The organism is Lentzea sp. CA-135723 (assembly GCF_050936595.1).
Classification (GTDB): Bacteria; Actinomycetota; Actinomycetes; order Mycobacteriales; family Pseudonocardiaceae; genus Lentzea.
This window is the reverse complement of record NZ_JBNJMK010000002.1, coordinates 1,863,397-1,889,261: the sequence shown is the minus strand read 5'-3', so window position 1 is coordinate 1,889,261 and position 25,865 is coordinate 1,863,397. Positions and strand designations below refer to the sequence as shown.

The following is a 25,865-nucleotide window of genomic DNA, read 5'->3' as shown; positions in this document are numbered from 1 at the left end:
ACTCCCCGTTACGGGTTGAGCCGGGTGTACGCGGGCTTGGGCCGCAGCTCCGCGTCGAACAGGCAGGCCGCGTCCTCACCGGGGAACACGCCGGGCACCCACGAGTGCCGGTCGGTGAAGCCCCAGGTGGTGAACTCGACACACCGCTTCACGGCGTGGCACGCGTCCCAGACCTGCTCGAAGTAGCCGGCCTGCGCGTCCAGCTTCTCCGGCGTCACCGGCACCGGGATCCGCACGTCGGCCTCGGTGATCGCCACGTCCACGCCGAGTGCCGCGAACCGGGCGATGTTCTCCTTCATCCCGGACGGGAACCCGTACAGCAGCGAGAGGTGCGCCTGGATGCCGACGCCGTGGATCGGCACGCCCTTCCGCTTCAACGACCGCACCAGCTCGTACGTGGCGTCGCTCTTGGCGTTGAGGCCTTCGATGTTGTAGTCGTTGATGTACAGCTTCGCCTTCGGGTCGGCCTGGTGCGCCCAGCGGAACGCGTCGGCGATGTAGTCGTCGCCGAGCTTCTCCTGGAACACCGTCGGCCGGCGCGTGCCGTCCTCGTTGAACGCCTCGTTGACGACGTCCCACGCGCGGATCTTGCCGCGATACCGCCCGGCCTCGGTGAAGACGTGGTTCTTGACGACCTTCCGCAGCTCTCGCGCCTCCAGCCCGCCGACCCAGTCCGGCAGCTGGCTGTGCCACACCAGCGTGTGCCCGCGGACGGACTTCCCGGTCCTCCGCGCGTAGTCGACGATCGCGTCCGCGCCCGACCAGTCGTACTGGCCGCGCACCGCCTCGACGGTGCCCCACTTCATCTCGTTCTCGGGCGTGACGCTGTCGAACTCCCGCGTCAGCACCGCCCGGTAGTCCGCCTCGGCGTTGAGGTGCTGGACGGCCACCGCGCTGCCCACGTACCTCTTCGTGATGCTCTTCAACGGTCCTGCGGCCGAGGCGGGCGCGGCTTGAACCAGCAGCGCGAGCACGGCCACACCAACGGCTAATCGGGTTCGCACGGTCTCATCCCTTCACGGAGCCGGTCAGTCCGCCGACCATCCGGCGTTCGGCGAGCACGAAGAACGTGAGCGCGGGGATCATGGACAACGCCGTGAAGGCGAGCACCTTCGCGGTGTCCTGGGTGTGCTCGGACTGGAACATCGCCACCCCGAGCGGGAGCGTGAAGTTGGTCGAGTCGTTGAACACCAGCAACGGCAACAGGTAGAAGTTCCAGCTGGTGACGAACGCGAGCACGGACACCGTGATCAGCGCCGGCCGGGACAGCGGCAGCAGGATGCGCCAGAAGAACCCGAGCTTGGCCGCGCCGTCGAGCAGCGCCGCGTCCTCCAGCTCACCGGGGATCGCGTGCATGAACGGCCGCAGGATCACGATCGTCACCGGCAACGAGAACGCCGCCTCCGGGATCGCGACGCCGAGCGGGTTCTCCAGCAGCCCGAGCTGACGCAGCCACAGGTACAGCGGCAGCGTCGCCACGCCCAGCGGGAACAGCAGCCCGAGCGTGAACAACGTGTAGAAGCCCTCGCGCCCCCAGAACCGGTAGCGGGACAACGCGAACGCGGCCATCGCGCCCAGCACGACCGCCAGCGTCGTCGCGATCACCGCGATCAACGCGCTGTTGCCCAGCAGCCGCCAGAACACCGGCGAGCCCGCCACCTCCGCGTAGTTGTCCCACACGAACGGGCCGGGCAGCCCGGCGGGCGAGCTGTTGATCTGCGCCGTCGTCCGGAAACCGCCCAGCACCACGAACAGCAGCGGCACCACCGTCACGCCGATGACGGCGAACGCGGCGAGATACCCGACTGCGTTGCGACGTGACATCTCAGCGCACCCCCGTCAACGCGCCCTCGGTGTCGCGACGCAGAGCGAACCTCTGGTACAGCAACGCGAACAGGAAGCAGATGATGAACAGGATCACCGCGACCGCACTGCCGAAGCCGAACTCGTAGCGCTTGAAGCCGTGGTCCACCAGGTAGGTCGCCATCGTCGTGGACGCGTTGGCCGGCCCACCCAGGGTCATGATCCAGACCAGGTCGAACAGCTGCAACGACCCGATCACCGACAGGAAGATCCACACCCGGATCGTCGGCCCCAGCAACGGGAGCACGACGTGCCGGGTGATCTGCCACGGGCTCGCGCCGTCGAGCGCCGCGGCCTCCCGCAGCTCGGACGGCACGCCCTGCAGACCGGCGAGCAGCAGGATCACGCCGAACCCGATGTACTTCCACGTGATCACGAGGAACAACGTGTAGAGCACGATCGACTGGTCGGCGAGCCACAGCTGCACGAGCCCGCCGAGCCCGACACCGCGCAGGACCTCGTCGACGAACCCTCCGGGCTGCAACATCAGCAGCCAGATCACCGCGGTCACGGCCTCGGACAGCACGTACGGCGCGAAGACCACCATGCGCAGGAACGTCCGCCCGCGCAGCTTTCTGTTCAGCAGCAACGCGAGCCCGATGCTCAACGGCAGCTGCACCACGACGGACAGCACCGCGATGATCAGGTTGTGCCCGATGGCGCCCTGGAAGACCTCACCGGAGAAGGCGTCGACGTAGTTGTCGAGCCCCACGAAGTCCGTGATCGGGCCGAAGCCGTTCCACGAGTAGAGGCTGTAGTAGCCGGCGACGCCGATCGGGATGAGCACGAACCCGGCGAACAGCACCAGTGCCGGAGTCAGCAGCAGGGCGAGTTCGAGGCGGGTGCGCAGGCGGGACCGCCGCCGGGTGCCCCCGGCCGCTGGCGCGTGCGGCACGGGGGCGGTCGGCGGCCGCGTGGAGATCGCGGCACTCATCACTTGTTCCCGGCAGCTGCTTCACTCACCGATTTCACGATCGTGTCCGGTCCGCCCTGGCCCGCGAAGAAGTTCGCGATGGCGTCGTTCAGGGCCTGACCGACCTTCGTCGGGAAGGCGGTGTCGAAGTAGAACTGCACGAACGACGCCTTGGTCATGGCATCGGCGATCGTCTTGTGCGGCTCGCTCTTCAGAGCGGCCACGCCCGCCGGGGTCACCGGCAGACCGGAGTTGGTCTCGGCGAGGATCTTCTGCACGTCGTCGCCGACCAGGTGGCCGAGGAACTCCGCGCACGCCGTGGCCGCGCGGGTGGTGCAGGAGAACCCGTCACCGCCGCCGAGCAGCACGCTCGGATCGCCCTGACCGCCCGGCACGCTCGGGAACGGGAACCAGCCGATCTTCGAGCCGATCTCCTTGTCCTCGGTCAAGGCCTGCATGACGTCCGGGTTCCAGTCGCCCTGCAGCTCCATGGCCGCCTTGCCGTTGGCCACCAGGCCCGCCGAGCTGCCCGCCCCCTGCTGAGCGGGCGTCCCGACGAACCCGTCCTGGAACGGTTTCGTGTCCAGGAAGCTCTTGAGGTTCTCCCCCGCCTTGAGGAAGCACGGGTCGCTCAACTCGGTCTTCTCGACCGCCTTCTTCAGCGTGTCGACCGAGCACTGGCGCACCGCGAAGTAGGCCCAGTAGAACGCGTCGGGCCAGCGGTCCTTGCCTCCCAGGGCGATCGGCGTGACGCCGGCGGTCTTCAGCTTCGCCACCGCCGCGTTCAGTTCGTCCATCGTGGACGGTGGCGTGCTGATGCCCGCGCTGGTGAACAGGTCCTTGCGGTACCAGAACCCGACCGCGTGCATCAGGTACGGCGCGCCGTACTGCTTGCCGCCGACCTTCCAGCCGTCGGCGTTCTTGGCGAGCGGGCCGATCCAGCCGGAGGACGCCTGGGTGATGTCGGCGATCTTGCCGGACTTGATCTGGTCGGCGAGCGCACCGCCGCCCCACTGCTGGAAGAGGTCCGGCGGGGTGTTGCCCTGGAGGGCGAGCGGCACCTTGGTCTGGAACTGCTCGTTCTGCAGCGGTTCGATCGTGAACTTCGTGTTCGGGTGGGTCTTGGTGAAGTCGTCGGCGATCTGCTGCCACTTCGACTTCATCGGCTCGGTGGTCCGGTTGTGCCACCACGTGAGCGTGACGGGTCCGTCGGCGGAGGCGTCACCGCCGCCGCCACTGCACCCGGCCAGCACGAACGCCGCGGCGGCGATGAGGGCAAGGGGCTTTCTCGAACGCATTGGGGTCCACTCCTGACGACGTCGGCCGAGTTGGACTGCCTGTGTTGGGGCCAGAGACTCCCGCGTGCACCCACCTCGTGTCAATCGTTGTCGATAACGTTTTACACGGCTAGCCTGGCCGGGTGCCTCCTCGTTCTCGCGTCACGATCAGGGACGTCGCCGCTCAGGCGGGCGTCTCGGTAGCCACCGTGTCCAAGGTCCTCAACAACCGGTACGGGGTCTCGCCCGACACGTTCGCGCGGGTCACGGCCGTGATCAAGGATCTCGGGTACGAAGCGAGCCTCGTCGCGCAGAGCCTGCGCAACCGCCGCACGAACGTCATCGGGATCCTCGTCGCCGACATCGAGCCGTTCAGCACCGAACTGCTCAAGGGCGCGGCGGACGCCATCCGCGGCACGGGTTTCGAGCTCGTCGTGTACTCGGCGGGCGGCAGGACCGGTGACCCGACGGGCTGGGAGCTGCGCTACCTCACCAGGTTGAGCGGCACGCTGGTCGACGGTGCCGTGCTGGTCACGCCCGCCGTCGACCTCGAAGGCATTCCGGGCACCCCGGTCGTGGCCGTCGACCCGCACACCGGACGGGCGGCGCTGCCGACGGTCGACTCCGACAACCTGCACGGCGGCCGGCTGGCGACCGAGCACCTGCTCTCGCTGGGGCACACCAGGATCGCGATGCTCACCGGCCGCGCCGACCTGAAGTCCGCGCAGCAACGCGAGACCGGGTACCGCGGCGCGCTCGCCAGCGCGGGCGTGCCGGTGGACGAGAACCTCGTCCGCAGGGGTGACTACGACGCCAAGGTCGCCACCGAGTCGGCGCGGGAGCTGCTCGCCGGTCCCGACCGGCCGACCGCGATCTTCGCCGCCAACGACACCACCGCCATCGCGGCCATCGAGGCAGCCCGCGAGCTCGGCCTGCGGGTGCCGGAGGACCTGTCGGTGGTCGGCTTCGACAACATCCCCGAGTCCGCGCTGTGCGCGCCGCCGATCACGACGGTGCAGCAGCCGATACGCGAGATGGGCCACCGCGCGCTCGAGTTGCTGGTGCGGCTCATCAACGGCGAGGAAACCGCCGACACCCACATCACCCTGGGCACCGAACTGGTCGTCCGGCAGTCGACACGTCCACCGACACCCTGAGGTTGTTCCTGTGACGACAGAAGCCACCACGCCGGACGAGGTCTGGCGCAACCCGCACGCCCCCGTGGCCGACCGCGTGCGCGACCTCGTCGCGCGCATGACGCCGCAGGAGAAGATCGCGCAGCTGCAAGGGATCTGGGCCGGCATCGACGCCGGTGGCGAGATGGCGCCGCACCAGCACGAGTTCGCGGTGGCACCGCAGGACTTCGACGTGCTGACGCAACACGGTCTCGGCCAGCTCACCCGTGTGTTCGGCACGCGGCCGATCGCGCCGGAGGTCGGCGCCCGCACGCTCGCCCGCACCCAGCGGCAGATCATCGAGTCGAGCCGGTTCGGGATTCCCGCGATCGCGCACGAGGAGTGCCTGACGGGCCTCGCCGCGTGGCAGGCGACGGTGTACCCGTCGCCGCTGTGCTGGGGCGCGACGTTCGAACCGGACCTGGTGCGGCGCATGGCGGAGCGGTTCGGCGGCTCGATGCGGCGCCTCGGCGTGCACCAGGGTCTGGCGCCGGTGCTCGACGTCGCCCGCGACCTGCGCTGGGGCCGGGTCGAGGAGACCATCGGCGAGGACCCGCACCTGGTCGGCACCATCGGCGCCGCCTACGTGGCGGGCCTCGAGTCGGCCGGGATCGTGTCCACGCTCAAGCACTTCGCGGGCTACTCGGCCTCGCGGGCGGGACGCAACCACGCCCCGGTGTCGATCGGTCCGCGCGAGTTCGCCGACGTGGTCCTGCCGCCGTTCGAGATGGCGCTGCGGGCCGGTGCGCGCTCGGTCATGAACTCCTACGCGGACAACGACGGCGTGCCCGCCGCGGCCGACGCCGGGCTGCTCACGGACCGGCTGCGCGACGAGTACGGCTTCACCGGCACCCTGGTGTCGGACTACTTCTCGGTGGCGTTCCTGCACAAGCTGCACGGGGTGGCCGCCGGACGTGAGGACGCGGCCGCGCAGGCGTTGGCGGCGGGAATCGACGTCGAACTGCCCACAGTGGACTGCTACGGCGAGCCTCTGCTGGAGGGCCTGTACTTCGACCGCGTGGACGTGGCGCTGGTCGACCGGGCGCTGACCCGCGTGCTGACGCAGAAGATCGAGCTGGGTCTGCTCGACCCCGGCTACTCCCCCGCGCCCGCCGCGGACCTCGACCTGGACGACGCCGAGTCCCGCGCGCTCGCCCGCGAGGTCGCCGAACGGTCGATCGTGTTGCTGCACAACGACGGCGTGCTGCCGCTGGCCGGCAAGAAGCTGGCCGTCGTGGGCCCGCGCGCGGACGAACCCGGCGCGATGATGGGCTGCTACTCGTTCCCGATGCACGTCGGCGTGCACCACCCGGACGTCGAGATGGGCGTCGACGTGGTGACCGTGGTGGAGGCGTTGCGCGCGGACCACGACGTGGTGTTCGCGCGCGGCTGTCCCGTGCTCGGCGGCACCGACGACGAGATCGCGGAGGCCGTCGGCGCGGCCCGGCAGGCGGACGTCTGCGTGGTCGTGCTCGGCGACCAGGCGGGCCTGTTCGGCAACGGCACGTCCGGCGAGGGCTGCGACGTCGCCGACCTGACGTTGCCCGGCCGGCAGGAGGAGCTGCTCGAAGCGGTGCTCGGCACCGGCATGCCGGTCGTGCTCGTGCTGCTCTCCGGCAGGCCCTACGACCTGTCCCGGCAGGTGGACCGGCTCGCCGCCGTCGTGTGCGGCTTCTACCCCGGCCAGGAGGGCGGGCGGGCGCTCGCGGACGTCCTCAGTGGACGCGTGAACCCGTCGGGCAGGCTCCCGGTCAGCTTCCCCGGTGCCGGTTCCAGCCAGCCCTCCACGTACCTCGCCGCGCAGCTGGGCGGGCGGACCGAGGTCAGCTCGGTGGACCCGACGCCGCTGTTCCCGTTCGGGCACGGCCTCTCCTACGCGCCGGCCACCTGGGTGACCGCCGGCTGCGAGGCCCGCGAGTGGCCGACCGACGGCTTCGCCGGCGTGCACGTGGTCGTGCGCAACGACATGGACATCGCCACCACCGAGGTCGTCCAGATCTACCTGCACGACCCGGTGGCCGAGGTCGCCCGTCCGGTCCGGCAGCTGATCGGCGCCCTCAAGGTGGACCTGGAACCCGGCCAGACCAGGACGGTCACGGCCCGGCTGCACGCGGACCTCACCTCCTACACCGGCCGCGCGGGCCACCGCCAGGTCGACGCGGGCGACGTCGAGCTGCACGTCGGCACGTCGAGCGCCACCATCCACACGGCGCTGAAGCTCACGATGACCGGCCCTGCGCGCCGGGTGGGCTTCGATCGGGTGACGACACCCGAGTTCGCCTAGCGAATTCCCCCGTCCCGGCCCGGTAACGTCCACTGCGGACTGACCGGGCCGCCGGAGGGGTGTCGTGGAGATCAGCGGAGTGACGTGGGCGTTGACGATCGGTGTGATCGTCGCGCTGCTGGCGGTGGACCTGGTGCTGGCGGCGTGGCGGCCGCACCGGATCGGGTTCCGCGAGGCGACGCTGTGGTCGGTGTTCTACATCGCCGTCGCGATCGGCTTCGGCGTGTGGTTCGCGAGTGTCCACGGTGGAACGTTCGGCGCGGAGTACTTCGCCGGGTACATCGTCGAGAAGAGCCTCTCGGTCGACAACCTGTTCGTCTTCGTGATCATCATGACGACGTTCCTCGTGCCGGAGGAGCACCAGCACAAGGTGCTGACGTTCGGCATCGTGCTCGCGCTGATCATGCGCGGCATCTTCATCGCGGTGGGCGCGACGCTGCTGTCCTTGTTCTCGTTCATGTTCCTGCTGTTCGGCCTGCTGCTGATCTTCACGGCCGTGCAGCTGTTCCGGCACCGCGACGAGGACCCCGACGTCGAGAACAACGTCGTCGTGAAGACCGCCCGCAGGCTCCTGCCCGTCACCGACGACTACGTGGGCGGCAAGATCTTCACCCGCGTCGACGGCCGCCGGCTCGCCACGCCGTTGTTCGTCGTGCTGGTCGCGATCGGCGGGGTGGACCTGCTCTTCGCCCTCGACTCGATCCCCGCGGTGTTCGGCGTGACCGAGGAGCCCTACATCGTCTTCACCGCCAACGCGTTCGCCCTGCTGGGGTTGCGCGCGCTGTTCTTCCTGGTCAAGGGCCTGCTGGACCGGCTCGTCTACCTGTCTGCCGGCCTCGCGGTGATCCTCGCGTTCATCGGCGTGAAGCTGATCCTGCACTGGGCGCACGTGGACATCTCGGCGTCGGTACCGGAGGTCCCGACGCCGCTGAGCCTGGGCGTGATCATCGGCATCCTGGTCGTGGTGACGGTCGCCAGCCTCGTCAAGACCCGCAACGACCCGTCGGCCAAGGCGCACCCCGGCTCGTTGCGCGGCCACCGCGAGGAGAAGGAGTAGCCCTCAGCCCTTGCCCTTGCCGCCGTGCTCCTCGCCGGGCTTGTCCTTGTCGGGCTTGCCTTTGTCGCTGTCGCCCTTGCTCCCCGCCTTCGCGGGTGGCGCGACCTTCGCGGGTGGCTCGGCGTGGGCGGGAGGCGCGGCCTGCTCGGGTGACGCGGCGGGTGCGACGGTCGACTGGTCGGCCACCGGGACGACGGCCTGCTCGGTCTTGTTCGCCTCGGACGTGACCGGTGCCTGGGCGGGTGCCTCAGAGGTCGCCGGTGAGGACCGGTCCGTCGCGAGGAGTCCCGTGCTGACCGCGGCGAGGAGGACGGCGCTCACGGCCAGCGCGGTCATGCCTCGGGGGCGCCGGGACACCGGTTCCGTGACCAGCGTCGGCGGCTCGGTGATCACGGTCGCCGGTTCGGTCACGACGGTCGGCGGTTCTTCCGCGGCGCGCAGGGCTTCCGCGCACTCTTGGGCGGTCGGGCGGCGGGCCGGGGACAGCGAGGTCATCAGCGACAGCAGCCGCACCAGGCCGAACGGCAGGTCGTCCGGGATCACGGGTGGGCGGTGCAGGCGGGCGACGGCCGCCTCGATCTCCGCGCCCTCGTACTCGCGGCGGCCGGTGAGGCATTCCAGCAGCACCAGGCCCAGCGCGTAGACGTCGGCCGCGGCGGTGACCTCCGCGCCGCGCACCTGCTCCGGTGCCAGGTAGGCGGCGGTGCCCACGACCTGGCCGGTGAGGGTGATGTGAGCGTCGCCGGCGACCCTGGCCAGGCCGAAGTCGGCCAGCCGCGGGAGGTCCTCGTCGTCCAGCAGGATGTTGGAGGGCTTGATGTCGCGGTGGATGAACCCTCGGTTGTGAACGTGCGCAAGCGCGTCGGCCAGCGCCGCGCCGAGGTGGCGTGCCTCGTCCACGGGCACCGGGCCCTTGGCGATGTGATCGCGCACGGTGCGGCCCTCGACGAGTTGCAGGACGACGAACGGCGTCTCGGCTTCCAGGTCCGCGTCGTAGATCGCGATCAGGCCGGGATGGGAGAGGCCGGCCAGCGTGCGGATCTCGCTGTCGAAGCGGCGGGCGTCCGCGGGGTGGCTGAAGAGCTTGATGGCGACATCGCGCGCGAGGAGGGTGTCGGTGGCGCGGCGCACCACGGCCATGCCGCCCGTGCCGAGCACTTCGCCCAGCCGGTACCGGTCGGCGAGCAGAACACTGTCCGTCGGCATGGCTGGACCTTTCGGCGCGGGCAGGACCGCCCAGGGGTGCCCACCCGGTCGGCGTTCCAATCACCCACACGGACCCAATGGCCCCTCGCTACGTTTCGGTCGTTCTCGTTAATGTCGGTTCGCGGCCGCATCCGCCCTTCCACGAGAACGAGGTGAAGAATCGTGCGTGCAATTTTCGCGATCGTCCTGGCCGCGACCGCGACATTGGCCACCGCATTGCCGGCGTCGGCCGCGCAGGTCGAGGCCGCGGTGGCGTTGCAGCCGCAGGCGAGGCTGGAGGCGCGCGGGGTCGCCGTCGTCGTGCCGACCCGTGTGATGTGCGCGAACGGCGCCACCGCGTCGTTGTGGGTGCAGGTCACGCAGAACGTGCGCGGTGAGCTGGCGGTCGGTGACAAGTACACGCCGAGCGTTCCGTGCACCGGCGACTACCACAAGGTCGACGTGACCGTGGTGTCGCGCACGAAAGCATTTCGGCCGGGCGTCGCGTTCACTTCCGCGGCGCTGAACGTGTTCCTCGCGCCGGACAGTTCGAATGCGGTCGAGGAAGACCGCGAAATGATGCTCGTCCGTTAACGTCTGATCGCGGTCGACGCGCGGACCACGAGCTCCGGCTGGAACTTCACGTGCCGGTGCTCGTGGTCCGGCTCGTTCTCGGCGAGCAGCAGTTGCGCGGCCGTGCGACCGAGCTGGTCGCGTGGCTGGCGCACGGACGTGAGCGGCACGGCGGCGGCCGCGGCGAACTCGATGTCGTCGTAGCCCACGACGGCCAGGTCGTCCGGCACGCGCAGGCCCTGCTGGGTCATCGACTGCAGCAGGCCGAGGGCGAGCAGGTCGTTCGCGCAGAACGCCGCCGTGGGCCGCCGTGACGCCGGCAGTCCGACGAGCCGCTCCCCCGCGCCCCGGCCCTCGGCGACCCGCAGACCGCGAGTTTCGAGGAACGTCAGCGCGTCCGTGGGCAGGCCGGCGTTGGTGAGCGCTCGCATCGCGCCTTCGCGCCGGTCGCGCACCTGCTGGATAGACAGCGGGCCGCCGACCATCGCGATGCGGGTGTGGCCGTTCTCGATCAGGTGGGTCACCGCGAGCTCGCCGCCGAGCACGTCGTCCACGGCGACCGAGCACCTGCTGCCGTCCGTCGCCTCGCGGTCGACCAGCACGACGGGCGTGCCGCGTTCGGCGACCTGGGCATTCTCGGCGTCGACGGGCGTGATCAGGATGCCCTCGACGCGTTGTTCTTGGAGCAGCTCCAAGTACTCACGTTCGCGTCCCCCGTCCGAGGCGCTGTTGCACAGGAACAACGCGAAGCCGGCCTCGCGCGCCGCGTCCTCGACCCCGCGCGCCACGTCCGTGAAGAACGGGTTCGCCGCGTCGAGCACGACGTAGGCGAGCACCCGGCTGCGGCCGGCGCGGAGCTGGCGTGCCGACTCGTTGCGCACGAACCCGAGTTCCTCGATCGCCGCCAGCACCCGTTGCCGCGTGGCGGGAGCGACGACGTCGGGCCGGTTGAGCACGTTCGACACGGTCGCGTTGGAGACCCCGGCGTGCTGCGCGACCTCGCGGATGCCCACTGACGGCTTCACGGGCGGCTCCTTTGTTGAAACGTGACAACGAATCGTACCTCTCGCATCTTGACATGCCGCGCCGCCGCACCCAGAGTGCACGTAACTCAGGCGTTAAAACGTTTCAACATCGAGGAGACACGGACGTGGACCGACCTCCCGTGGTGGCACTGGACGAGGTGAGCAAGTCCTTCGGCGCCGTCCGCGCGCTGTCCGGGGTGTCGCTGAGACTGCTGCCCGGCGAGGCCCACGCGTTGCTCGGGGAGAACGGCGCCGGCAAGTCGACCCTGATCAAGACCTTGGCCGGAGTCCACCGCCCGGACGCGGGCCAGGTGCTCGTCGACGACGAGCCGCACCGCTTCTCCGGCCCCGCCGACGCCCTGGCCGCGGGCATCGCGATCATCTACCAGGAACCGACCCTGTTCGGCGACCTGTCGGTGGCGGAGAACGTCTTCATGGGCCGCCAGCCCCTCGGCTTCGGCCACCGCATCGACGTCGCCGAGATGCACACCCGCACCTCGGACCTGTTCTCCCGCCTGGGAGTCCGCCTCGACCCGGCCCGCCCGGCCCGCGGACTGTCCATTGCGGACCAGCAGCTCGTCGAGATCGCCAAGGCCCTCTCGTTCGACGCCCGCGTGATCGTCATGGACGAGCCCACCGCCGCCCTCTCCGCCCACGAGGTCGACCGGCTTTTCGGCGTCGTCCAGGCACTTCGCGCGCAGGACGCCGCCGTCCTCTTCGTCTCGCACCGCCTGAACGAGGTCTTCGAGCTCTGCCAGCGCGCCACCGTCCTGCGCGACGGCGAGTTCGTGTGGTCCGGCACCCTGGACGACGAGACCCCGGACTCCCTGGTTCGCCGCATGGTCGGCCGCGAACTCTCCCAGCTCTACCCCAAGGAACCCACCACCGCGGGTGAGGTCGCGCTGTCGGTGGCTCGGCTGACCCGCGAGGGCGTCTTCACCGACGTGTCGTTCGACGTCCGCGCGGGCGAGATCGTCGCACTCTCCGGCCTGGTCGGCGCGGGCCGCAGCGAGGTGGCACGCGCGATCTTCGGCATCGACCGCCCCGACGCGGGCACTGTGCACGTTCACAACCGCCGCCTGAAGCCGGGCTCCCCCACCGCCGCGATGGCCGCGGGCATCGGCTTCGTGCCCGAGGACCGCCGCCAGCAGGGCCTGGTCATGGACGCGTCCATCGAACGCAACACCGCCCTCGCCTCCCTGGGCCGCCTGTCGACGTTCGGCCTGCTCCGCCGCCGCTCGGAAAGCGCCCTGGCCCAGGACTGGGCGGTGAAGCTGCGGCTGAAGTTCGCGCGCCTGAGCGACCCGGTGGCCGTCCTGTCCGGCGGCAACCAGCAGAAGGTCGTGCTGGCGAAGTGGCTGGCGCGCAACCCTTCCGTGCTCATCGTCGACGAACCGACGCGCGGCATCGACGTCGGCACCAAGGCCGAGGTCCACCGCCTGCTGTCGGACCTCGCCGGACAGGGCGTGGCGGTGCTGATGATCTCGTCGGAGCTGCCGGAGGTGCTCGGCATGGCGGACCGCGTGCTGGTGATGCACGAGGGGCGGCTGGTGGAGGAGCTCGACCGCGCGGAGGCGACGGAAGAACGGGTGGCGCTGGCGGCGGCTGGACAGGCGGTGTCCCGATGACGGCACACCACGCGTTCTCCGGCCAAACCAGCGATGTCCCGGCCACGGCACGCCCGGCCCTCCCCAGCCAGACCGGCGGCGACCGGACCACGGCACGCCCCACGTTCCTCAGCCAAACCGGCGGTGCCACGACAACCGCACGCCTCACCCTCCCCGGCCAAACCGGCGGCGGCCCAACGGCATGCCGCGCCTTCCTCAGCGAGGCCGGCGGCGACCAGACGGCACGCCCAGCCTTCCCCGGTCAGACCGGCGGCCCGAAGGCCCGCCCCACCGTCCTCAGCCAGACCGGCAGTGGCCCGACGACACGCCACCCCTTCCTCAGCCGGACCGGCGACGTCCCGGCCACCGCACGCCGCGCCCTCCTCGGCCGGGCGGAGGTGCGCCGGTGACCACTCAACTCGCTCCCACCACCCCGCCCACCTCGCGCCGCACCGCCGCCCGCCGCCTCTCCACCAGGGTCGGGCGCGTCCGCGAGCTCGGCATCGTCGTCGCCCTCGCCCTGGTCGTCATCCCCACGGCGGTCGTGAACCCGAGGTTCGTCCAGCCCCAGAGCCTGCGCGACCTCCTCCTCAACGCCTCGATCGTCGCGCTCCTCGCGGTCGGCCAGACCCTCGTGGTCGTCACCCGCAACGTCGACCTGTCCGTCGGCTCGGTCCTCGGGCTGTCCGCGTTCCTCACCGCCCAGCACTTCGCCGACCACCCCGGCACCCCGCTCCTGCTGGGCATCGGCCTGGGTATCGCGATCGGCGCGGCGTGCGGTCTGCTCAACGGTCTGCTGGTGGCTCTCGGCAACGTGCCCAGCCTCGTGGTCACGCTCGGCACGCTCTACGTGTTCCGGGGCGTCGACTTCGCGCTGGCCCAAGGCGAGCAGGTCAACGCCTCCAACCTCCCCGACGCCCTGCTGAACCTCGGCAGCGCCCGGATCCTCGGCGTCCCGATCCTGGTGCTGATCACCCTCGTGGTCATCGCGGTCGCCGCCGTCTACCTGCGCTCCTACCGTTCCGGCCGCGAGCTCTACGCCATCGGCTCGAACCCGGAGGCCGCCACCCTCGCCGGCATCCCGGTGGCGAAGCGAACGCTCACCACGTTCGTCCTGTCCGGACTGATCGCGGGCCTGGCCGGCGCGCTCTGGGTCGCCCGCTACGGCACGGTCGACGCGGCCGCGGGCACCGGGCTGGAACTCCAGGTGGTCGCCGCCGTCGTGGTCGGCGGTGTCGCGATCTTCGGTGGCTCGGGCACGGTCACCGGTGCCGCGCTCGGCGCGCTGCTGCTAGGCACGATCACCAGCTGTCTGGTGGTGCTGCAGATCCCCGCGTTCTGGCAGCAGGCCATCGCGGGCGCGCTGTTGTTGAGCGCTATCACCGTCGACCGGCTCCTCGCGCTGCGGCTGGCGAAAGCCCTGCGCCGCACGGAAGGGACCAGCCATGCGTAACCTCCTGCGGTGGGAGACCGCACTGGTGTTCCTGCTGATCGTGGTAGCGCTAACAGGCCAGATCAGCACCGACGGGTCGTTCCTGTCCGGCGGCAACCTCTTCTACCTCGGCCTCGACATCGGCGAGATCGCGCTGATCGCCCTGCCGCTCACCCTGGTGATCGTCGCTGGCGAGATCGACCTGTCCGTCGCGTCGGTGCTGGGCCTGTCCAGCGCGTTGATCGGCTGGCTGTGGAACGCGGGCTGGCCGCTCGAGACCATCCTGCCGACCGTGGTCGTCGTGGGCGCGCTGGCCGGAGCGTTCAACGGCCTGCTGGTCACCCGGCTCGGCCTGCCGAGCCTCGCGGTCACGATCGGCACGCTCGCCCTCTACCGCGGCCTCGCGCTGGTGGTCCTGGGCGACACCGCCGTCGCCGACTTCCCGGCGAGCTACACGTCGTTCGGCACGACGCCGGTGCCGGGCACCGACATCCCGTACCCGATCGTGCTGGCCGCGGTCCTCGCGATCCTGTTCGGCGTCGCGCTGCACGCCAGCTCGTTCGGCCGGTCCGTCTACGCGATCGGCGCGAACGAGGAGGGTGCGCGCTTCTCGGGCATCCGGGTCAAGCGGGTGAAGCTGACGCTGTTCGTGCTCGCCGGGGCGGTGGCCGCGATCGCCGGCATCGTCTACACGTTCCGCTTCTCGAGTGCCCGCGCGGACAACGGCCTCGGGCTCGAACTGGCCGTCGTCGCCGCCGTGCTGCTCGGCGGGGTGTCCATCTTCGGCGGCAGGGGAACGCTCTTCGGCGTGCTCGCGGGCGTGCTGCTGCTGGGCGGCCTGCGCAACCTCCTGATCCTCCGGGACACCTCGACCGAGGTCCTCACGATCGTCACCGGACTGCTGCTCCTCGTGAGCGTTCTCGCCCCTTCCATCACCCGTCGCGTTGGAACTCTGCGAAAGGCCTCGCCATGAAAACACGCCTAGTGCTCGCCCTGGTGATGTCCGGGGCCGTCGCGCTCACCGCCTGCGGTGGCACCACGAAGGAGAGCGCTAACAACGACACCGGTGGCGCCACCAACGCCGCGAAGGGCGATCCCAACGCGCCCCTCAAGGAAGGCCTGAAGATCACGTTCCTGCCCAAGCAGGTCAACAACCCGTACTTCACCGTGGCGCAGAAGGGCGCGGAGCAGGCGGGCACGGCGATCAAGGCCGAGGTCAAGCCCACCGGACCGTCCGACGCGGCCGCGAGCAGCCAGGTCACCTACATCAACACGGCCGCGCAGCAGAAGCAGGACGCGCTGGTGATCTCCGCCAACGACGCCAACGCCGTGGCGCCCGCGCTGAAGAGTGCGCGTTCACAAGGCCTCAAGGTCGTCACGTTCGACTCGGACGCGGCGCCGGACGCCAGGGACGTGTTCATCAACCAGGCGACGTCGAACGAGATCGCGGCCGGGCAGGTGAAGCTGATCTCCGAGGCGGTCGGCGGCAGCGGGGAGATCGCGATCCTGTCCGCGACCCCCAACGCCACCAACCAGAACGCGTGGATCGAGGTCATGAAGACCGAGCTCGCGAAGCCCGAGTACGCGGGGCTGAAGCTCGTGGAGACCGCGTACGGCAACGACGACGACCAGACGTCGTTCCAGAAGACGCAGGGTCTGCTGCAGGCGCACCCGAACCTCAAGGGCATCATCTCGCCGACCACCGTGGGCGTCGCGGCCGCCGCCCGGTACCTGAGCTCCAGCGAGTACAAGGGCAAGGTCCAGCTCACGGGCCTGGGCACGCCGAACCAGATGCGCAAGTTCGTGCAGGACGGCACGGTGAAGTCGTTCGCGCTGTGGGACCCGAGCAAGCTCGGCTACCTCGCCACCTACACCGCCGCGGCGCTCGCGTCCGGGCAGATCACCGGCGCCGAGGGCGAGAAGTACAAGGCGGGCGACCTCGGTGACTACACGATCGGCGCCAAGGGCGAGGTCGTGCTCGGCCCGCCGACGGTGTTCACGAAGGACAACATCGACCAGTTCGACTTCTGATCATGCGCGTCTGCTTCACCTTGCGGGTCCGCGCCGATCGTCTGGACGAGTACCGGGCGCGGCACCGCGAGGTGTGGCCGGAGATGCGGGCTGCCCTCAGCGAGGCGGGTTGGCGGAACTACTCACTCTTCCTCGCCGGGGACGGCCTGCTCGTCGGCTACCTGGAGTGCGACGACTTCGACGCGGCGCTCGCGGAGATGGCCCGCACCGAGGTGAACGCGCGCTGGCAGCACGAGATGGCGGAGTTCTTCGTCGGTGACGGCAACGCCGACGAACGGATGCGGCCCCTCGACGAGGTCTTCCACCTCGATTGAGTTCAGGGAGAACGACATGAGCGTGAAGGACGCGCTGCGCGAGCAGCGGATCGAGACGCCGTCGTGGGCGTACGGCAACTCGGGCACCCGCTTCAAGGTGTTCGCGCAGCAGGGAGTTCCGCGCACGCCGTACGAGAAGATCGACGACGCGGCGGTGGTGCACCGGCTCACCGGTGTCGCGCCGACGGTCGCGTTGCACATCCCGTGGGACCGGGTCGACGACTACGGCAAGCTCGCGGAGTACGCGCGGGACCGCGGTGTCGCGCTGGGTGCCATCAACTCCAACGTGTTCCAGGACGACGACTACAAGCTCGGCAGCGTCTGCCACCCGGACGCGGCGGTGCGGCGCAAGGCGATCGGGCACCTGCTCGAGTGCGTTCACATCATGGACCAGACAGGCTCGCGCGACCTCAAGCTGTGGTTCGCGGACGGCCTCAACTACCCCGGCCAGGACAACATCCGCGCCCGGCAGGACAGGCTCGCCGAGGCGTTGCGCGAGACGTACGACCGGCTCGGGCCGGACCAGCGGATGTTGGTGGAGTACAAGCTCTTCGAGCCCGCGTTCTACGTGACCGACGTGCCGGACTGGGGCACCGCGTTCGCGCACTGCCAGCAGCTGGGCGAACGGGCGCAGGTCGTGATCGACACCGGGCACCACGCGCCCGGCACGAACATCGAGTTCATCGTGTCGTTCCTGCTGCGGGCGGGGAAGCTCGGCGCGTTCGACTTCAACTCGCGCTTCTACGCCGACGACGACCTGATGGTGGGCGCGGCCGACCCGTTCCAGCTGTTCCGGATCATGCACGAGATCGTGCTGGCGGACGCGCTGAGGCCGGCCGCCGGGATCGCGTTCATGCTCGACCAGTGCCACAACCTGGAGCCCAAGATCCCGGCGATCATCCGGTCGGTGCTCAACGTCCAGGAGGCCACCGCGAAGGCGCTCCTGGTCGACCACAGCGCCTTGGACGCCGCTCAACGGGCCGGTGACGTGCTGGAGTCCAACGCCGTGCTGATGGACGCCTACAACACCGATGTGCGGCCGCTCCTGCGCGAGCTGCGGGAGGACATGGGCCTCGATCCCGACCCGACGGCCGCGTACCGGCGGTCCGGGTACGCGGAGCGGATCGTCGCGGAACGAGTCGGCGGCGAGGCCGCCGGGTGGGGTGCGTGATGGAGCAGGTCCAAGAGTTGCTGGGACGGAGCAACCGGCTCGGCGCCGATCCGCGCAACACGAACTACGCGGGCGGCAACACCTCGGCCAAGGGGTCCGCCGTCGACCCGGTGACCGGGCAGCCGGTGGACCTGATGTGGGTCAAGGGGTCCGGCGGCGACCTGGGCACGCTGAAGGAGTCGGGACTCGCGGTGCTGCGATTGGACCGCCTCCACGCGCTGGTGGACGTGTATCCGGGGGTCGAGCGCGAGGACGAGATGGTCGCCGCGTTCGACTTCTGCCTGCACGGCAGGGGAGGAGCGGCGCCGTCGATCGACACGGCCATGCACGGGCTGGTCGACGCCCCGCACGTCGACCACCTGCACCCGGACGCGGGCATCGCGTTCGCGACGGCGACGGACGGCGAGGCGCTGACCAAGGCGTGCTTCGGCGACCGCGTGGCGTGGGTGCCGTGGCGGCGGCCCGGTTTCCAGCTGGGGCTGGACATCGCGGCGATCAGGCGTGATCACCCGCAGGCGATCGGCGTGATCCTCGGCGGGCACGGCATCACGGCGTGGGGCGCGTCGAGCGAGGAGTGCGAGGCGCACTCGTTGGAGATCATCCAAGCCGCGCAACGGTATCTGGACGAGCAGGGCCGCGCGGAGCCGTTCGGGCCGGTGGTGCACGAGCCGCTGCCCGCGAGTGAACGGCGGGTGCGGGCCGCCGACCTGGCGCCGGTGATCCGCGGCCTCGCCTCCACCGACAGCCCGCAGGTCGGTCACTTCACCGACTCCGGCGTGGTGCTGGACTTCCTGGCCCGCGAACGGCATCCGGAGCTGGCCGCGCTCGGCACCTCCTGCCCCGACCACTTCCTGCGCACCAAGGTCCGGCCGCTCGTCCTCGACCTGCCCCCGACCGCTCCCCTGGCGGACGTGGTCACGCGCTTGGAGCAGCTCCACGACGCGTACCGCGAGGACTACCGCTCCTACTACGACCGGAACGCCTCGCCCGACAGCCCGCCGATGCGCGGCGCGGACCCGGCGATCGTGCTGGTCCCGGGCGTCGGCATGTTCAGCTTCGGCCGCGACAAGCAGACCGCGCGCGTGGCCGGCGAGTTCTACGTGAACGCCATCAACGTCATGCGAGGCGCCGAATCGGTCTCCCGCTACGCGCCGATCGACGAGCGCGAGAAGTTCCGCATCGAGTACTGGTCCCTCGAAGAGGCCAAGCTCCGGCGCATGCCGAAGCCGAAGCCGCTGGCCACCCGCGTCGCGCTCGTGACCGGCGGCGGATCGGGCATCGGCCGGGCCGTGGCCGAGCGCCTCGCGGCCGAGGGCGCGTGCGTCGTCGTGGCCGACCGCAACGCCGACAGCGCACGCGAGGTCGCCGAGGGCATCGGTTCCTCGGACGTCGCGGTCCCGGTGACGGTGGACGTCACCTCTGCCGACGGTATCTTGGAGGCGTTCCAAGCGGCTGTGCTGGCGTTCGGCGGCGTGGACCTGGTCGTCAACAACGCCGGTCTGTCCATCTCCAAGCCGCTGGCGGAGACCACGGAGGCCGACTGGGACCTCCAGCACGACGTGATGGCGAAGGGGTCGTTCCTGGTCTCGCAACGGGCCGCCAAGGTCATGCGCGACCAGGGCATGGGCGGCGACATCGTCTACATCTCCAGCAAGAACGCGGTCTTCGCCGGCCCGAACAACGTCGCGTACGGCGCGGCCAAGGCCGATCAGGCCCACCAGGTGCGGTTGCTCGCGGCCGAACTGGGCGGGGACGGCATCCGCGTCAACGGCATCAACCCCGACGGCGTCGTGCGCGGCTCCGGCATCTTCGCGGGAGGCTGGGGCGCCCAGCGCGCCGCCGTCTACGGCGTGCCCGAGGAGAAGCTCGGCGAGTTCTACGCCCAGCGCACCCTGCTCAAGCGCGAGGTGCTCCCGTCCCACGTCGCGGCGGCGGTGTTCGCGCTAACAGCAGGGGAACTGTCGTTGACGACCGGTCTGCACGTGCCGGTCGACGCCGGCGTGGCAGCGGCGTTCCTGCGATGAGAACCGTGGCAGCCGTCGACCTGGGCGCGTCCAGCGGCCGGGTGGTGCGCGGGACCGTCGCCGATGGCAACGTTCACATCGAGGAGGTGCACCGGTTCCCCAACGGCCCGGTGCACCGCGACGGCCACCTGCGCTGGGACCTGCCCGCGCTCTACCACGAGGTCCTGACCGGGCTGAGACGCGCGGGCACCGTGTCGAGCATCGGCCTCGACAGCTGGGCGGTCGACTACGGCCTGCTGGACGCCTCCGGTGAGCTCCTGGCCAACCCCGTGGCCTACCGCGACCCCCGCACCGACGGCATCACCCCGCCCGACGGCCTGTACGAGGTCAACGGCCTGCAGCACCAGCCGTTCAACACGATGTTCCAGCTGATGGCCGAACCCCTGCTCCCCCAGGCGTCCCGGCTCCTGCTGGTCCCCGACCTGCTCTCCTACTGGCTGACCGGCCAGTGCGGCACCGAGTACACCAACGCGACCACGACGGGCCTGATCGACGTCCGAACAGGACAGTGGTCACCAGAGCTGACCAGCGACCTCCCGCCCGGTCTGCTCCCGGACCTGCGCCGCCCCGGCGACCCGGCCGGCACCTTCAAGGGCATCCCGGTGACGGCGGTGGGGTCGCACGACACCGCGTCCGCTGTCGTCGCCGTGCCCGCCGCGCACGACCGTTTCGCCTACATCTCGTGCGGCACCTGGTCCCTGGTGGGCGTGGAGCTCGACGCCCCCGTGCTCACCGAGGCGAGCAGAGCCGCGAACTTCACCAACGAGGGCGGTGTGGACGGCACCATCCGCTACCTCCGCAACGTGATGGGCCTCTGGCTGCTGCAGGAGTGCCTGCGCACCTGGAACGCCGACCTGAGCCCGCTGCTCCGCGAAGCCGCCACGGCGGAAGGGGTGGTGTTCGACGCCAACGACCCGGCGTTCCTCCCACCCGGTGACATGCCGGCTCGCATCGAACGCGCGTGCGGAAGGTCGTTGACCCGCCCGGAGCTCGTCCGGTCCATCCTGGACAGTCTGGCGCTGGCCCACCGCGACGCGATCGCCGACGCGCAAAGCCTGTCCGGCAAGGAGGTCGAGGTGGTGCACGTCGTCGGCGGCGGCTCGCACAACGAACTGCTGTGCCAGCTCACCGCCGACGCGTGCGGCCTGCCCGTGGTCGCGGGACCGGCGGAGGCCACCGCGCTGGGCAACGTCCTGGTGCAAGCACGTGCCGTGGGGGGAGCGCACGGCACGCTGACCGACCTCAGGACCATGGTCAGGAAGTCGCAGCCGCTGCGCCGCTACCTCCCGAGGTGAACGCTCACGCGTACGGGTTGCGCCCCGAGAGCCCGCCGACCTTGCACGGCCCGTTGAACGCGTCACGGCACACGACGACACCCATGTACGTGATCGAGTCGCCGCTGATCGACCACGTGAGGTTGTTGTACGTCGAGTAGTCCTCTTTGTCACAACCGGAGTGGTCGTAACGGCGGGTCGGCGTCGAGTCCGGCGTCAACGACCCGTTGTAGAACAGGAAGTACGCGTACACCGGCTTGGCGTCACAACCCCAGTCGGACACGATCAGGTCGATGTTGCCGACCGAGCTGCGCCCGGTCCAGTCGAACGTCGCCCCGGCGTACCCGTAGTCCTGCCCGGAGTAGATGAACTCCTGCGCCGCGGCCCCCGCGGACGGCGTGTTCACGGTGACAACCGAGAGCGCGGCCACCGCGGCGACCGCGACCCGGCTGACCAGCTTGCTGAAGCGTCTCGAACCCATGGGCGGCAGTTAACAACGCGAACCCGCCCGCTAACGAGCCTTTGCACCTCGGCGCAATACCTGCCCGCTCCGCACCGCCCGGCGCACCATCACCACCGTGGCCACCGAACACACGAGCAACGCGAACAGGCTCGCCTCCGGCCCGAACGAACCACCGGTCAGCACCGTCGGCCCGTCGAGCGTCGTGCGCAGCAACCCGTCCGGCACGTCGTCAGACCCGGACACCGCGATGCCGAACACCCCGGCGTGGGTGAAGTTCCAGGCGAAGTGCAGCCCGATCGGAAACCACAGCGACCGCGTCACCACGTAGGCGGCAGCCAGCATCGCCCCACCGGTGAGCCCGATCGACAGCGCACCCCAGAACGTGGCGTTGACGTTGACCAGGTGCGTCATCCCGAACAGCAACGACGACACGACCAACGACACCACCGTCCCGGCGCGTTCCTCCAGAATGCGGAACAACACCCCGCGGAACAGCAACTCCTCCATGGTCGCGACGCTGAACATCATCCCGGCGAGCCCGAGGAACCCCAGGAACGAGTGCCACGTCATGCCGTCCAGCCCACCGAACACCGCGATCAACACCATCAACGAGCAGAACAACCCGAACCCGAGCGCCGCGCCCTTGCCGAGCCCGCGCCACCGGTCCCCCGCCAGCTCCGGCAGCTCGCTCCTCCCCTCCACGAACCGGGCGAGCCTGCAGTAGCAGAGGATCCCGAGCGCGGCGAGCCCGATCCCGACCGGCAACGCGAGCAGCGGCACCGGCGCGACGAGGGTGTCGATGCCGACCACCGCCAGCATCACGGCGAACAGCACGACGAAGAGGATCGGGAACCTGAACCTGCGCAACCGAAAGGCACTGAGCTCCATGACTCCGACTTCCTGAGGTGGCCTGTGGGGACACCGCAACGTTAGGAAGCCGGGCGGTTCGGGGAATCCCGCCGGAGAGGACACCTCGAAGTAGCTCTCACGGGGGACAGCGCCACTCCTCAGTCGTCGGCCGAGGTGTTCACCGAGGTTGCGGGCCGGCCGGCCCGGAGAACTCCCACCGTCCATGTGGGACGGTTCGCACCGCTCCGCCGGGCACGTGCACCTCCGCCGTCGACCCCACCGGCACCTCCACGGTCAGGCGCAGCCTGCCGTCGACCTTGGTCCACGCCACGACGATCCGGCCGCGCACGCTGTCGAACTCCAGTCGTGCCCACGACAGCGCGGTCGCGGTCGGGCGCACCACGAACGTCCGGAAGCCCTCGTCGCCCGGTCGGAGGCCGGCGACGTGTTCGTAGAGCCAGTGGGCGATGGTGCCCTTGAAGTAGTGGTTGCGGGAGCGGGTGCCGGTGTCCCACATCTCCCACATGGTGTCGGCGCCGTTGCTGAACCAGTGGCCCCAGCTCGGGTACGAGCGTTCGACGGCCATGGCGTGGGCGACGTCGGCGTGTCCGTTGTCGCTCAACGCCTGGAGCAGCACGCTGGCGCCGAGGCAGCCCACGTTGACGTGGTTGCCGTTGGCGCGGATCTCGGTGGCGAGTTTGTCGGCGACGGTCTGGACGGAGCCGGCGGGCACCATGCCGAACGCCAGCGGGATCGCGTTGGAGGTCTGGCGGTAGTCGGGGTCGCGGGAGGTGCGGTAGTAGCCGTCGAGGAACGTCTTGTTGAACTCTGCCAGCAGAGAAGCGGCCGTCGTGCGGTAGTGCGGGACCGGCTTGCCGATCACGTCACCGAGTTCGGCGGTGTGCAGCAGGGCTCGGTAGAGGTAGGCGGTGGCGGTCAGGCGGGTGTCCTCCGGCGGGATGCCGCCGGAGCCCGGTGGGAGGAAGTCGCCCAGGGCGGTGATCGCCAGGCCGTCGCGCAGTCTGGCGATCTCCCAGTCGAGATAGCGGGTCAGCACAGGCCAGTGCTGTTCTGGCAGGCGGGAGTCGCCGTAGATCCGGTACATCTCGCGCAGCACGAACGGGTACACGGTCGTCCACTCGGGCGCGGGCGCCAGTTCGCGGTAGCCCCAGCCGCCGGACGGGACGATCACCGGCAGCTGGCCCGCGGTGTCCTGGCTGTCGGCGAGGTCGCCGAGCCACTTGGTGAAGAAGCGGGCCATGCCGAACTCGGCCAGCATCGACGGGGCGCCCACCTGGGCGTCGCCGGTCCAGCCGTTCTTCTCGTACGTCGGGGTGTCGGTCGGGATGCCGTGCAGGTTGTTGGCGACGGTGCGGCGCATGGCGGCGTCGTACTGCTCGAAGAGCGGTTCGGAGCAGCGGAACGTGCTGGCGCGCGGCACGTCCGAGTGCACGAGGCGGCCCACCAGGCGGGGTGCGGTGGTCAGGCCGGTGACCTCGACGTAGCGGAAGCCCTTGTACGAGAACTTCGGCTCCCAGGTGCCGGTGCCGTCCGCGCACACGTACTCGTCGAGCTGGATGCGGCCGCCGCTGACGTGGCCGTTCTCCATGTGAACGCTGCCATCGGAGTTCAGGGTCTCACCGTGCTTGAGCCGGACGACGGTGCCGGCCGCGGCGGTGACGGTGAGCTGTGTCCAGCCGGACATCGTGCGGCCCATGTCGGCGACGAACACCCCTGGCCTGAGCTGGGTCACCGCGGGTGTCACCGACTCGATCACGCGAATCGGTTCGTGCTCCTGTGCTTTCAGCACACCCCGAGGCGCTGGGCGGACGGTTGTCCGCTGCCACGTGCTGTCGTCGAAGCCCGGCCTGGTCCAGTCGCGCGGGGCCAGGCGGGCGTCGTAGGTCTCGCCGGTGTAGAGCGAGTTCGAGACCGTGGGGCCGTCGGTCAGGCGCCACTGGTCGTCGGAGTCGACGGTGGTGCGCGAGCCGTCCGGGTGGTCGATCTCCAGCTGGGCCAGGAGTTTCGGCTCGTCGTGCCACGGCGGGCGCTCCCACCTCCACACGTTCGGCGTCTTCATGCCGTAGAAGCCGCGGCCGAGCGTCACGCCGATCGCGTTGGCGCCGCGCCGGACCAGGCTCGTCACGTCGTGCGTGGCGTACAGGACGGTGTTGTCGTAGTCGGTGAAGCCGGGGTCCAGGACGCGGTCGCCCACGCGGCGGCCGTTGATCTCGGTCTCGTGGTAGGCGAGGCCGCTGACGTAGAGCCTTGCTCGCGTGACGGGCTTTGTCAGCGTGAACTCTCGGCGCAGCAACGGTGCGGGCTGTTCCTCGACCGTCACGTTCGCGCCCCACGGGCCCTGGCCGTACGGGTCGAGCACGGTCGCCGGGGTCCAGGACGAGTCGTCGAACGCCGAGGTCTGCCAGCCCGGCTGCTCGGTGTCGGAGACCTTCCAGCCAGGGCCGGTGACCAGTTCACGCCGGCCGTCAGCGAGCTCCACCACCAGTCGCAGCAACAAACCGGCCGGGCCCTCCGAGCGGTTGGTCGCCCGTGCGGCCAGCACGATCCGGCGGCCTGCCAGGCGGGTCACGTCGGCGCGTTGGCCCACCTTCCAGACGTCGACCTGCTGGGGAACGTGCACGACCTCGGTTCCGTTGACGTACAACGTGAAGTCGTCGTCGGCCGTCGCGACCAGGCGTGCGCTCACCGCGTCCGCCGGGAGGTCGAGGGACGCGCGGAACCACCTGCTCTCCGCCGGTGTCGTCGCCGACCAGATCCAGCGGGCGCCGGTGAGGTCGATCGCGGTGTCCGTCGCACCGATCCAGCGCGCCTGCCACGGGGTGCCCAGCAGCGCGGTCTCCCACCAGGAGGTCGTGCTCCAGGGCGACGGCCTGCCCGCCCCGTCCCACACCCGCACGCGCCAGTGGTAGCGGGTGCGCGGCTTCAGCTCCTTGCCGCCGAACACGATTCCGGTGGTGCGGTCGGAGGTCACGCGGCCGGACTGCCAGACGTCCGCCCGGCCGGGGGCCGTTCCCACTTCGACCTGGTACGCGGTCTGGCGTGCACCGGAGCCCTCCGCCGCGAGCACCCAGGCCAGTCTGGGCTTGGCCACGTCGGTGCCCAGCAGCGTTTCGGCGTACTCGACGGTCGTGCGCTCGACCCTCACCCCGCCGGCCTTGCCCTCCGGCTCGGCCGCCGCCACCCCCGGTGGGAGCGCGGTCACCGAGAGCCCGGCCGCCGATGTCTTCAGGAACGCCCGTCGCCGCACGTCGTCTCCACCTTCGTCGCTGGATGAAACGTTTCAATTTCCGAGGCGACAGCCAGGGTGTTGGGCAGGCGGCGACGGTG

At 70.2% G+C, this 25,865-nt stretch carries 22 protein-coding genes; 13 read left to right on the top strand and 9 right to left on the bottom strand.

Annotated features, from left to right (window positions below):
* Positions 1-8 precede the first annotated feature (8 nt).
* From ACQEU1_RS44695 to ACQEU1_RS44680, 4 genes are read right to left on the bottom strand one after another with little or no spacing between them, the layout of a single operon-like run.
* A complete protein-coding gene (locus ACQEU1_RS44695) occupies positions 9-1,004 on the bottom strand; it encodes an endo-1,4-beta-xylanase (RefSeq protein ID WP_433216890.1) in 996 nt (331 codons plus the stop codon).
* A 4-nt stretch (positions 1,005-1,008) separates the two neighbouring features.
* Entirely contained in the window at positions 1,009-1,824 is an 816-nt protein-coding gene (locus tag ACQEU1_RS44690; RefSeq protein WP_433216887.1) for a carbohydrate ABC transporter permease, read from the bottom strand.
* Position 1,825: 1 nt separating this feature from the next.
* On the bottom strand, positions 1,826-2,797 hold the full coding sequence (locus tag ACQEU1_RS44685; protein WP_433216884.1) for a carbohydrate ABC transporter permease: 972 nt from the start codon (positions 2,795-2,797) through the stop codon (positions 1,826-1,828).
* The gene (locus ACQEU1_RS44680) at positions 2,797-4,074 is read right to left on the bottom strand and encodes an ABC transporter substrate-binding protein (RefSeq protein WP_433216881.1); all 1,278 of its coding nucleotides are present in this window, start codon (positions 4,072-4,074) and stop codon (positions 2,797-2,799) included. Before ACQEU1_RS44680 ends, ACQEU1_RS44685 begins: the two co-directional genes overlap by 1 nt.
* Positions 4,075-4,196: 122 nt before the next feature.
* On the opposite strand from ACQEU1_RS44680, the gene ACQEU1_RS44675 reads away from it, so the two are divergent.
* The 3 genes from ACQEU1_RS44675 (at position 4,197) to ACQEU1_RS44665 (ending at position 8,569) form a co-directional block, all read left to right on the top strand.
* Complete coding sequence (locus tag ACQEU1_RS44675; protein ID WP_433216878.1) at positions 4,197-5,210, top strand: LacI family DNA-binding transcriptional regulator; 1,014 nt, start codon at positions 4,197-4,199, stop codon at positions 5,208-5,210.
* Positions 5,211-5,220: 10 nt separating this feature from the next.
* Positions 5,221-7,512 carry a glycoside hydrolase family 3 N-terminal domain-containing protein gene (locus ACQEU1_RS44670; RefSeq protein ID WP_433216875.1) on the top strand — a complete coding sequence of 764 codons (2,292 nt, stop codon included), beginning with the start codon at positions 5,221-5,223 and terminating at the stop codon, positions 7,510-7,512.
* Positions 7,513-7,576: 64 nt separating this feature from the next.
* A complete protein-coding gene (locus tag ACQEU1_RS44665) occupies positions 7,577-8,569 on the top strand; it encodes a TerC family protein (protein WP_433216872.1) in 993 nt (330 codons plus the stop codon).
* Between the two features lie 3 nt (positions 8,570-8,572).
* On the opposite strand, the gene ACQEU1_RS44660 is transcribed toward ACQEU1_RS44665, so the two are convergent.
* Positions 8,573-9,775, bottom strand: a complete 1,203-nt coding sequence (locus ACQEU1_RS44660; protein WP_433216869.1) for a protein kinase domain-containing protein — start codon at positions 9,773-9,775, stop codon at positions 8,573-8,575.
* A gap of 162 nt (positions 9,776-9,937) precedes the next feature.
* Here ACQEU1_RS44660 and ACQEU1_RS44655 point away from each other — a divergent pair, with 162 nt between their 5' ends.
* On the top strand, positions 9,938-10,348 hold the full coding sequence (locus tag ACQEU1_RS44655) for a hypothetical protein (RefSeq protein ID WP_433216866.1): 411 nt from the start codon (positions 9,938-9,940) through the stop codon (positions 10,346-10,348).
* On the opposite strand, the gene ACQEU1_RS44650 is transcribed toward ACQEU1_RS44655, so the two are convergent.
* The gene (locus ACQEU1_RS44650) at positions 10,345-11,352 is read right to left on the bottom strand and encodes a LacI family DNA-binding transcriptional regulator (RefSeq protein WP_433216863.1); all 1,008 of its coding nucleotides are present in this window, start codon (positions 11,350-11,352) and stop codon (positions 10,345-10,347) included. The two genes, ACQEU1_RS44655 and ACQEU1_RS44650, sit on opposite strands and share 4 nt — an antisense overlap.
* A 125-nt stretch (positions 11,353-11,477) precedes the next feature.
* Here ACQEU1_RS44650 and ACQEU1_RS44645 point away from each other — a divergent pair, with 125 nt between their 5' ends.
* Genes ACQEU1_RS44645 through ACQEU1_RS44605 form a run of 9 tightly spaced genes read left to right on the top strand, consistent with a single transcriptional unit; the run spans position 11,478 to position 21,226 of the window.
* On the top strand, positions 11,478-12,980 hold the full coding sequence (locus tag ACQEU1_RS44645; protein WP_433216860.1) for a sugar ABC transporter ATP-binding protein: 1,503 nt from the start codon (positions 11,478-11,480) through the stop codon (positions 12,978-12,980).
* A complete protein-coding gene (locus ACQEU1_RS44640) occupies positions 12,977-13,369 on the top strand; it encodes a hypothetical protein (protein ID WP_433216857.1) in 393 nt (130 codons plus the stop codon). Before ACQEU1_RS44645 ends, ACQEU1_RS44640 begins: the two co-directional genes overlap by 4 nt.
* A complete protein-coding gene (locus ACQEU1_RS44635; protein ID WP_433216854.1) occupies positions 13,366-14,412 on the top strand; it encodes an ABC transporter permease in 1,047 nt (348 codons plus the stop codon). Before ACQEU1_RS44640 ends, ACQEU1_RS44635 begins: the two co-directional genes overlap by 4 nt.
* On the top strand, positions 14,405-15,364 hold the full coding sequence (locus ACQEU1_RS44630; RefSeq protein ID WP_433216851.1) for an ABC transporter permease: 960 nt from the start codon (positions 14,405-14,407) through the stop codon (positions 15,362-15,364). Before ACQEU1_RS44635 ends, ACQEU1_RS44630 begins: the two co-directional genes overlap by 8 nt.
* Positions 15,361-16,422, top strand: coding sequence for a rhamnose ABC transporter substrate-binding protein (gene rhaS, locus ACQEU1_RS44625; RefSeq protein ID WP_433216848.1), 1,062 nt, complete (start codon positions 15,361-15,363; stop codon positions 16,420-16,422). The genes ACQEU1_RS44630 and rhaS overlap by 4 nt, the downstream gene beginning before the upstream one ends.
* 2 nt (positions 16,423-16,424) lie before the next feature.
* Positions 16,425-16,736, top strand: coding sequence for an L-rhamnose mutarotase (locus tag ACQEU1_RS44620; RefSeq protein ID WP_433216845.1), 312 nt, complete (start codon positions 16,425-16,427; stop codon positions 16,734-16,736).
* Between the two features lie 16 nt (positions 16,737-16,752).
* Positions 16,753-17,907, top strand: coding sequence for an L-rhamnose isomerase (gene rhaI / locus ACQEU1_RS44615; protein ID WP_433216842.1), 1,155 nt, complete (start codon positions 16,753-16,755; stop codon positions 17,905-17,907).
* Complete coding sequence (locus tag ACQEU1_RS44610) at positions 17,907-19,931, top strand: bifunctional aldolase/short-chain dehydrogenase (RefSeq protein WP_433216839.1); 2,025 nt, start codon at positions 17,907-17,909, stop codon at positions 19,929-19,931. The genes rhaI and ACQEU1_RS44610 overlap by 1 nt, the downstream gene beginning before the upstream one ends.
* A complete protein-coding gene (locus ACQEU1_RS44605) occupies positions 19,928-21,226 on the top strand; it encodes a rhamnulokinase (RefSeq protein ID WP_433216836.1) in 1,299 nt (432 codons plus the stop codon). The genes ACQEU1_RS44610 and ACQEU1_RS44605 overlap by 4 nt, the downstream gene beginning before the upstream one ends.
* Before the next feature lie 4 nt (positions 21,227-21,230).
* Here ACQEU1_RS44605 and ACQEU1_RS44600 read toward each other — a convergent pair whose 3' ends face one another.
* The 3 genes from ACQEU1_RS44600 to ACQEU1_RS44590 form a co-directional block, all read right to left on the bottom strand.
* Complete coding sequence (locus ACQEU1_RS44600) at positions 21,231-21,686, bottom strand: hypothetical protein (protein WP_433216833.1); 456 nt, start codon at positions 21,684-21,686, stop codon at positions 21,231-21,233.
* Positions 21,687-21,716: 30 nt separating this feature from the next.
* Entirely contained in the window at positions 21,717-22,556 is an 840-nt protein-coding gene (locus ACQEU1_RS44595) for a lysostaphin resistance A-like protein (RefSeq protein ID WP_433216830.1), read from the bottom strand.
* Positions 22,557-22,695: 139 nt separating this feature from the next.
* Complete coding sequence (locus ACQEU1_RS44590; RefSeq protein WP_433216827.1) at positions 22,696-25,785, bottom strand: family 78 glycoside hydrolase catalytic domain; 3,090 nt, start codon at positions 25,783-25,785, stop codon at positions 22,696-22,698.
* Positions 25,786-25,865 lie beyond the last annotated feature (80 nt).

Excerpts from the sequence above, each read along its gene's own strand:
- ACQEU1_RS44690 (WP_433216887.1), bottom strand. The coding sequence starts at position 1,824 with ATGTCACGTCGCAACGCAGTCGGGTATCTCGCCGCGTTCGCCGTCATC.
- ACQEU1_RS44685 (WP_433216884.1), bottom strand. The coding sequence starts at position 2,797 with ATGAGTGCCGCGATCTCCACGCGGCCGCCGACCGCCCCCGTGCCGCAC.
- ACQEU1_RS44680 (WP_433216881.1), bottom strand. The coding sequence starts at position 4,074 with ATGCGTTCGAGAAAGCCCCTTGCCCTCATCGCCGCCGCGGCGTTCGTG.
- ACQEU1_RS44660 (WP_433216869.1), bottom strand. The coding sequence starts at position 9,775 with ATGCCGACGGACAGTGTTCTGCTCGCCGACCGGTACCGGCTGGGCGAA.
- ACQEU1_RS44640 (WP_433216857.1), top strand. The coding sequence starts at position 12,977 with ATGACGGCACACCACGCGTTCTCCGGCCAAACCAGCGATGTCCCGGCC.
- ACQEU1_RS44630 (WP_433216851.1), top strand. The coding sequence starts at position 14,405 with ATGCGTAACCTCCTGCGGTGGGAGACCGCACTGGTGTTCCTGCTGATC.
- rhaS (WP_433216848.1), top strand. The coding sequence starts at position 15,361 with ATGAAAACACGCCTAGTGCTCGCCCTGGTGATGTCCGGGGCCGTCGCG.
- ACQEU1_RS44620 (WP_433216845.1), top strand. The coding sequence starts at position 16,425 with ATGCGCGTCTGCTTCACCTTGCGGGTCCGCGCCGATCGTCTGGACGAG.
- rhaI (WP_433216842.1), top strand. The coding sequence starts at position 16,753 with ATGAGCGTGAAGGACGCGCTGCGCGAGCAGCGGATCGAGACGCCGTCG.
- ACQEU1_RS44610 (WP_433216839.1), top strand. The coding sequence starts at position 17,907 with ATGGAGCAGGTCCAAGAGTTGCTGGGACGGAGCAACCGGCTCGGCGCC.
- ACQEU1_RS44605 (WP_433216836.1), top strand. The coding sequence starts at position 19,928 with ATGAGAACCGTGGCAGCCGTCGACCTGGGCGCGTCCAGCGGCCGGGTG.
- ACQEU1_RS44600 (WP_433216833.1), bottom strand. The coding sequence starts at position 21,686 with ATGGGTTCGAGACGCTTCAGCAAGCTGGTCAGCCGGGTCGCGGTCGCC.
- ACQEU1_RS44595 (WP_433216830.1), bottom strand. The coding sequence starts at position 22,556 with ATGGAGCTCAGTGCCTTTCGGTTGCGCAGGTTCAGGTTCCCGATCCTC.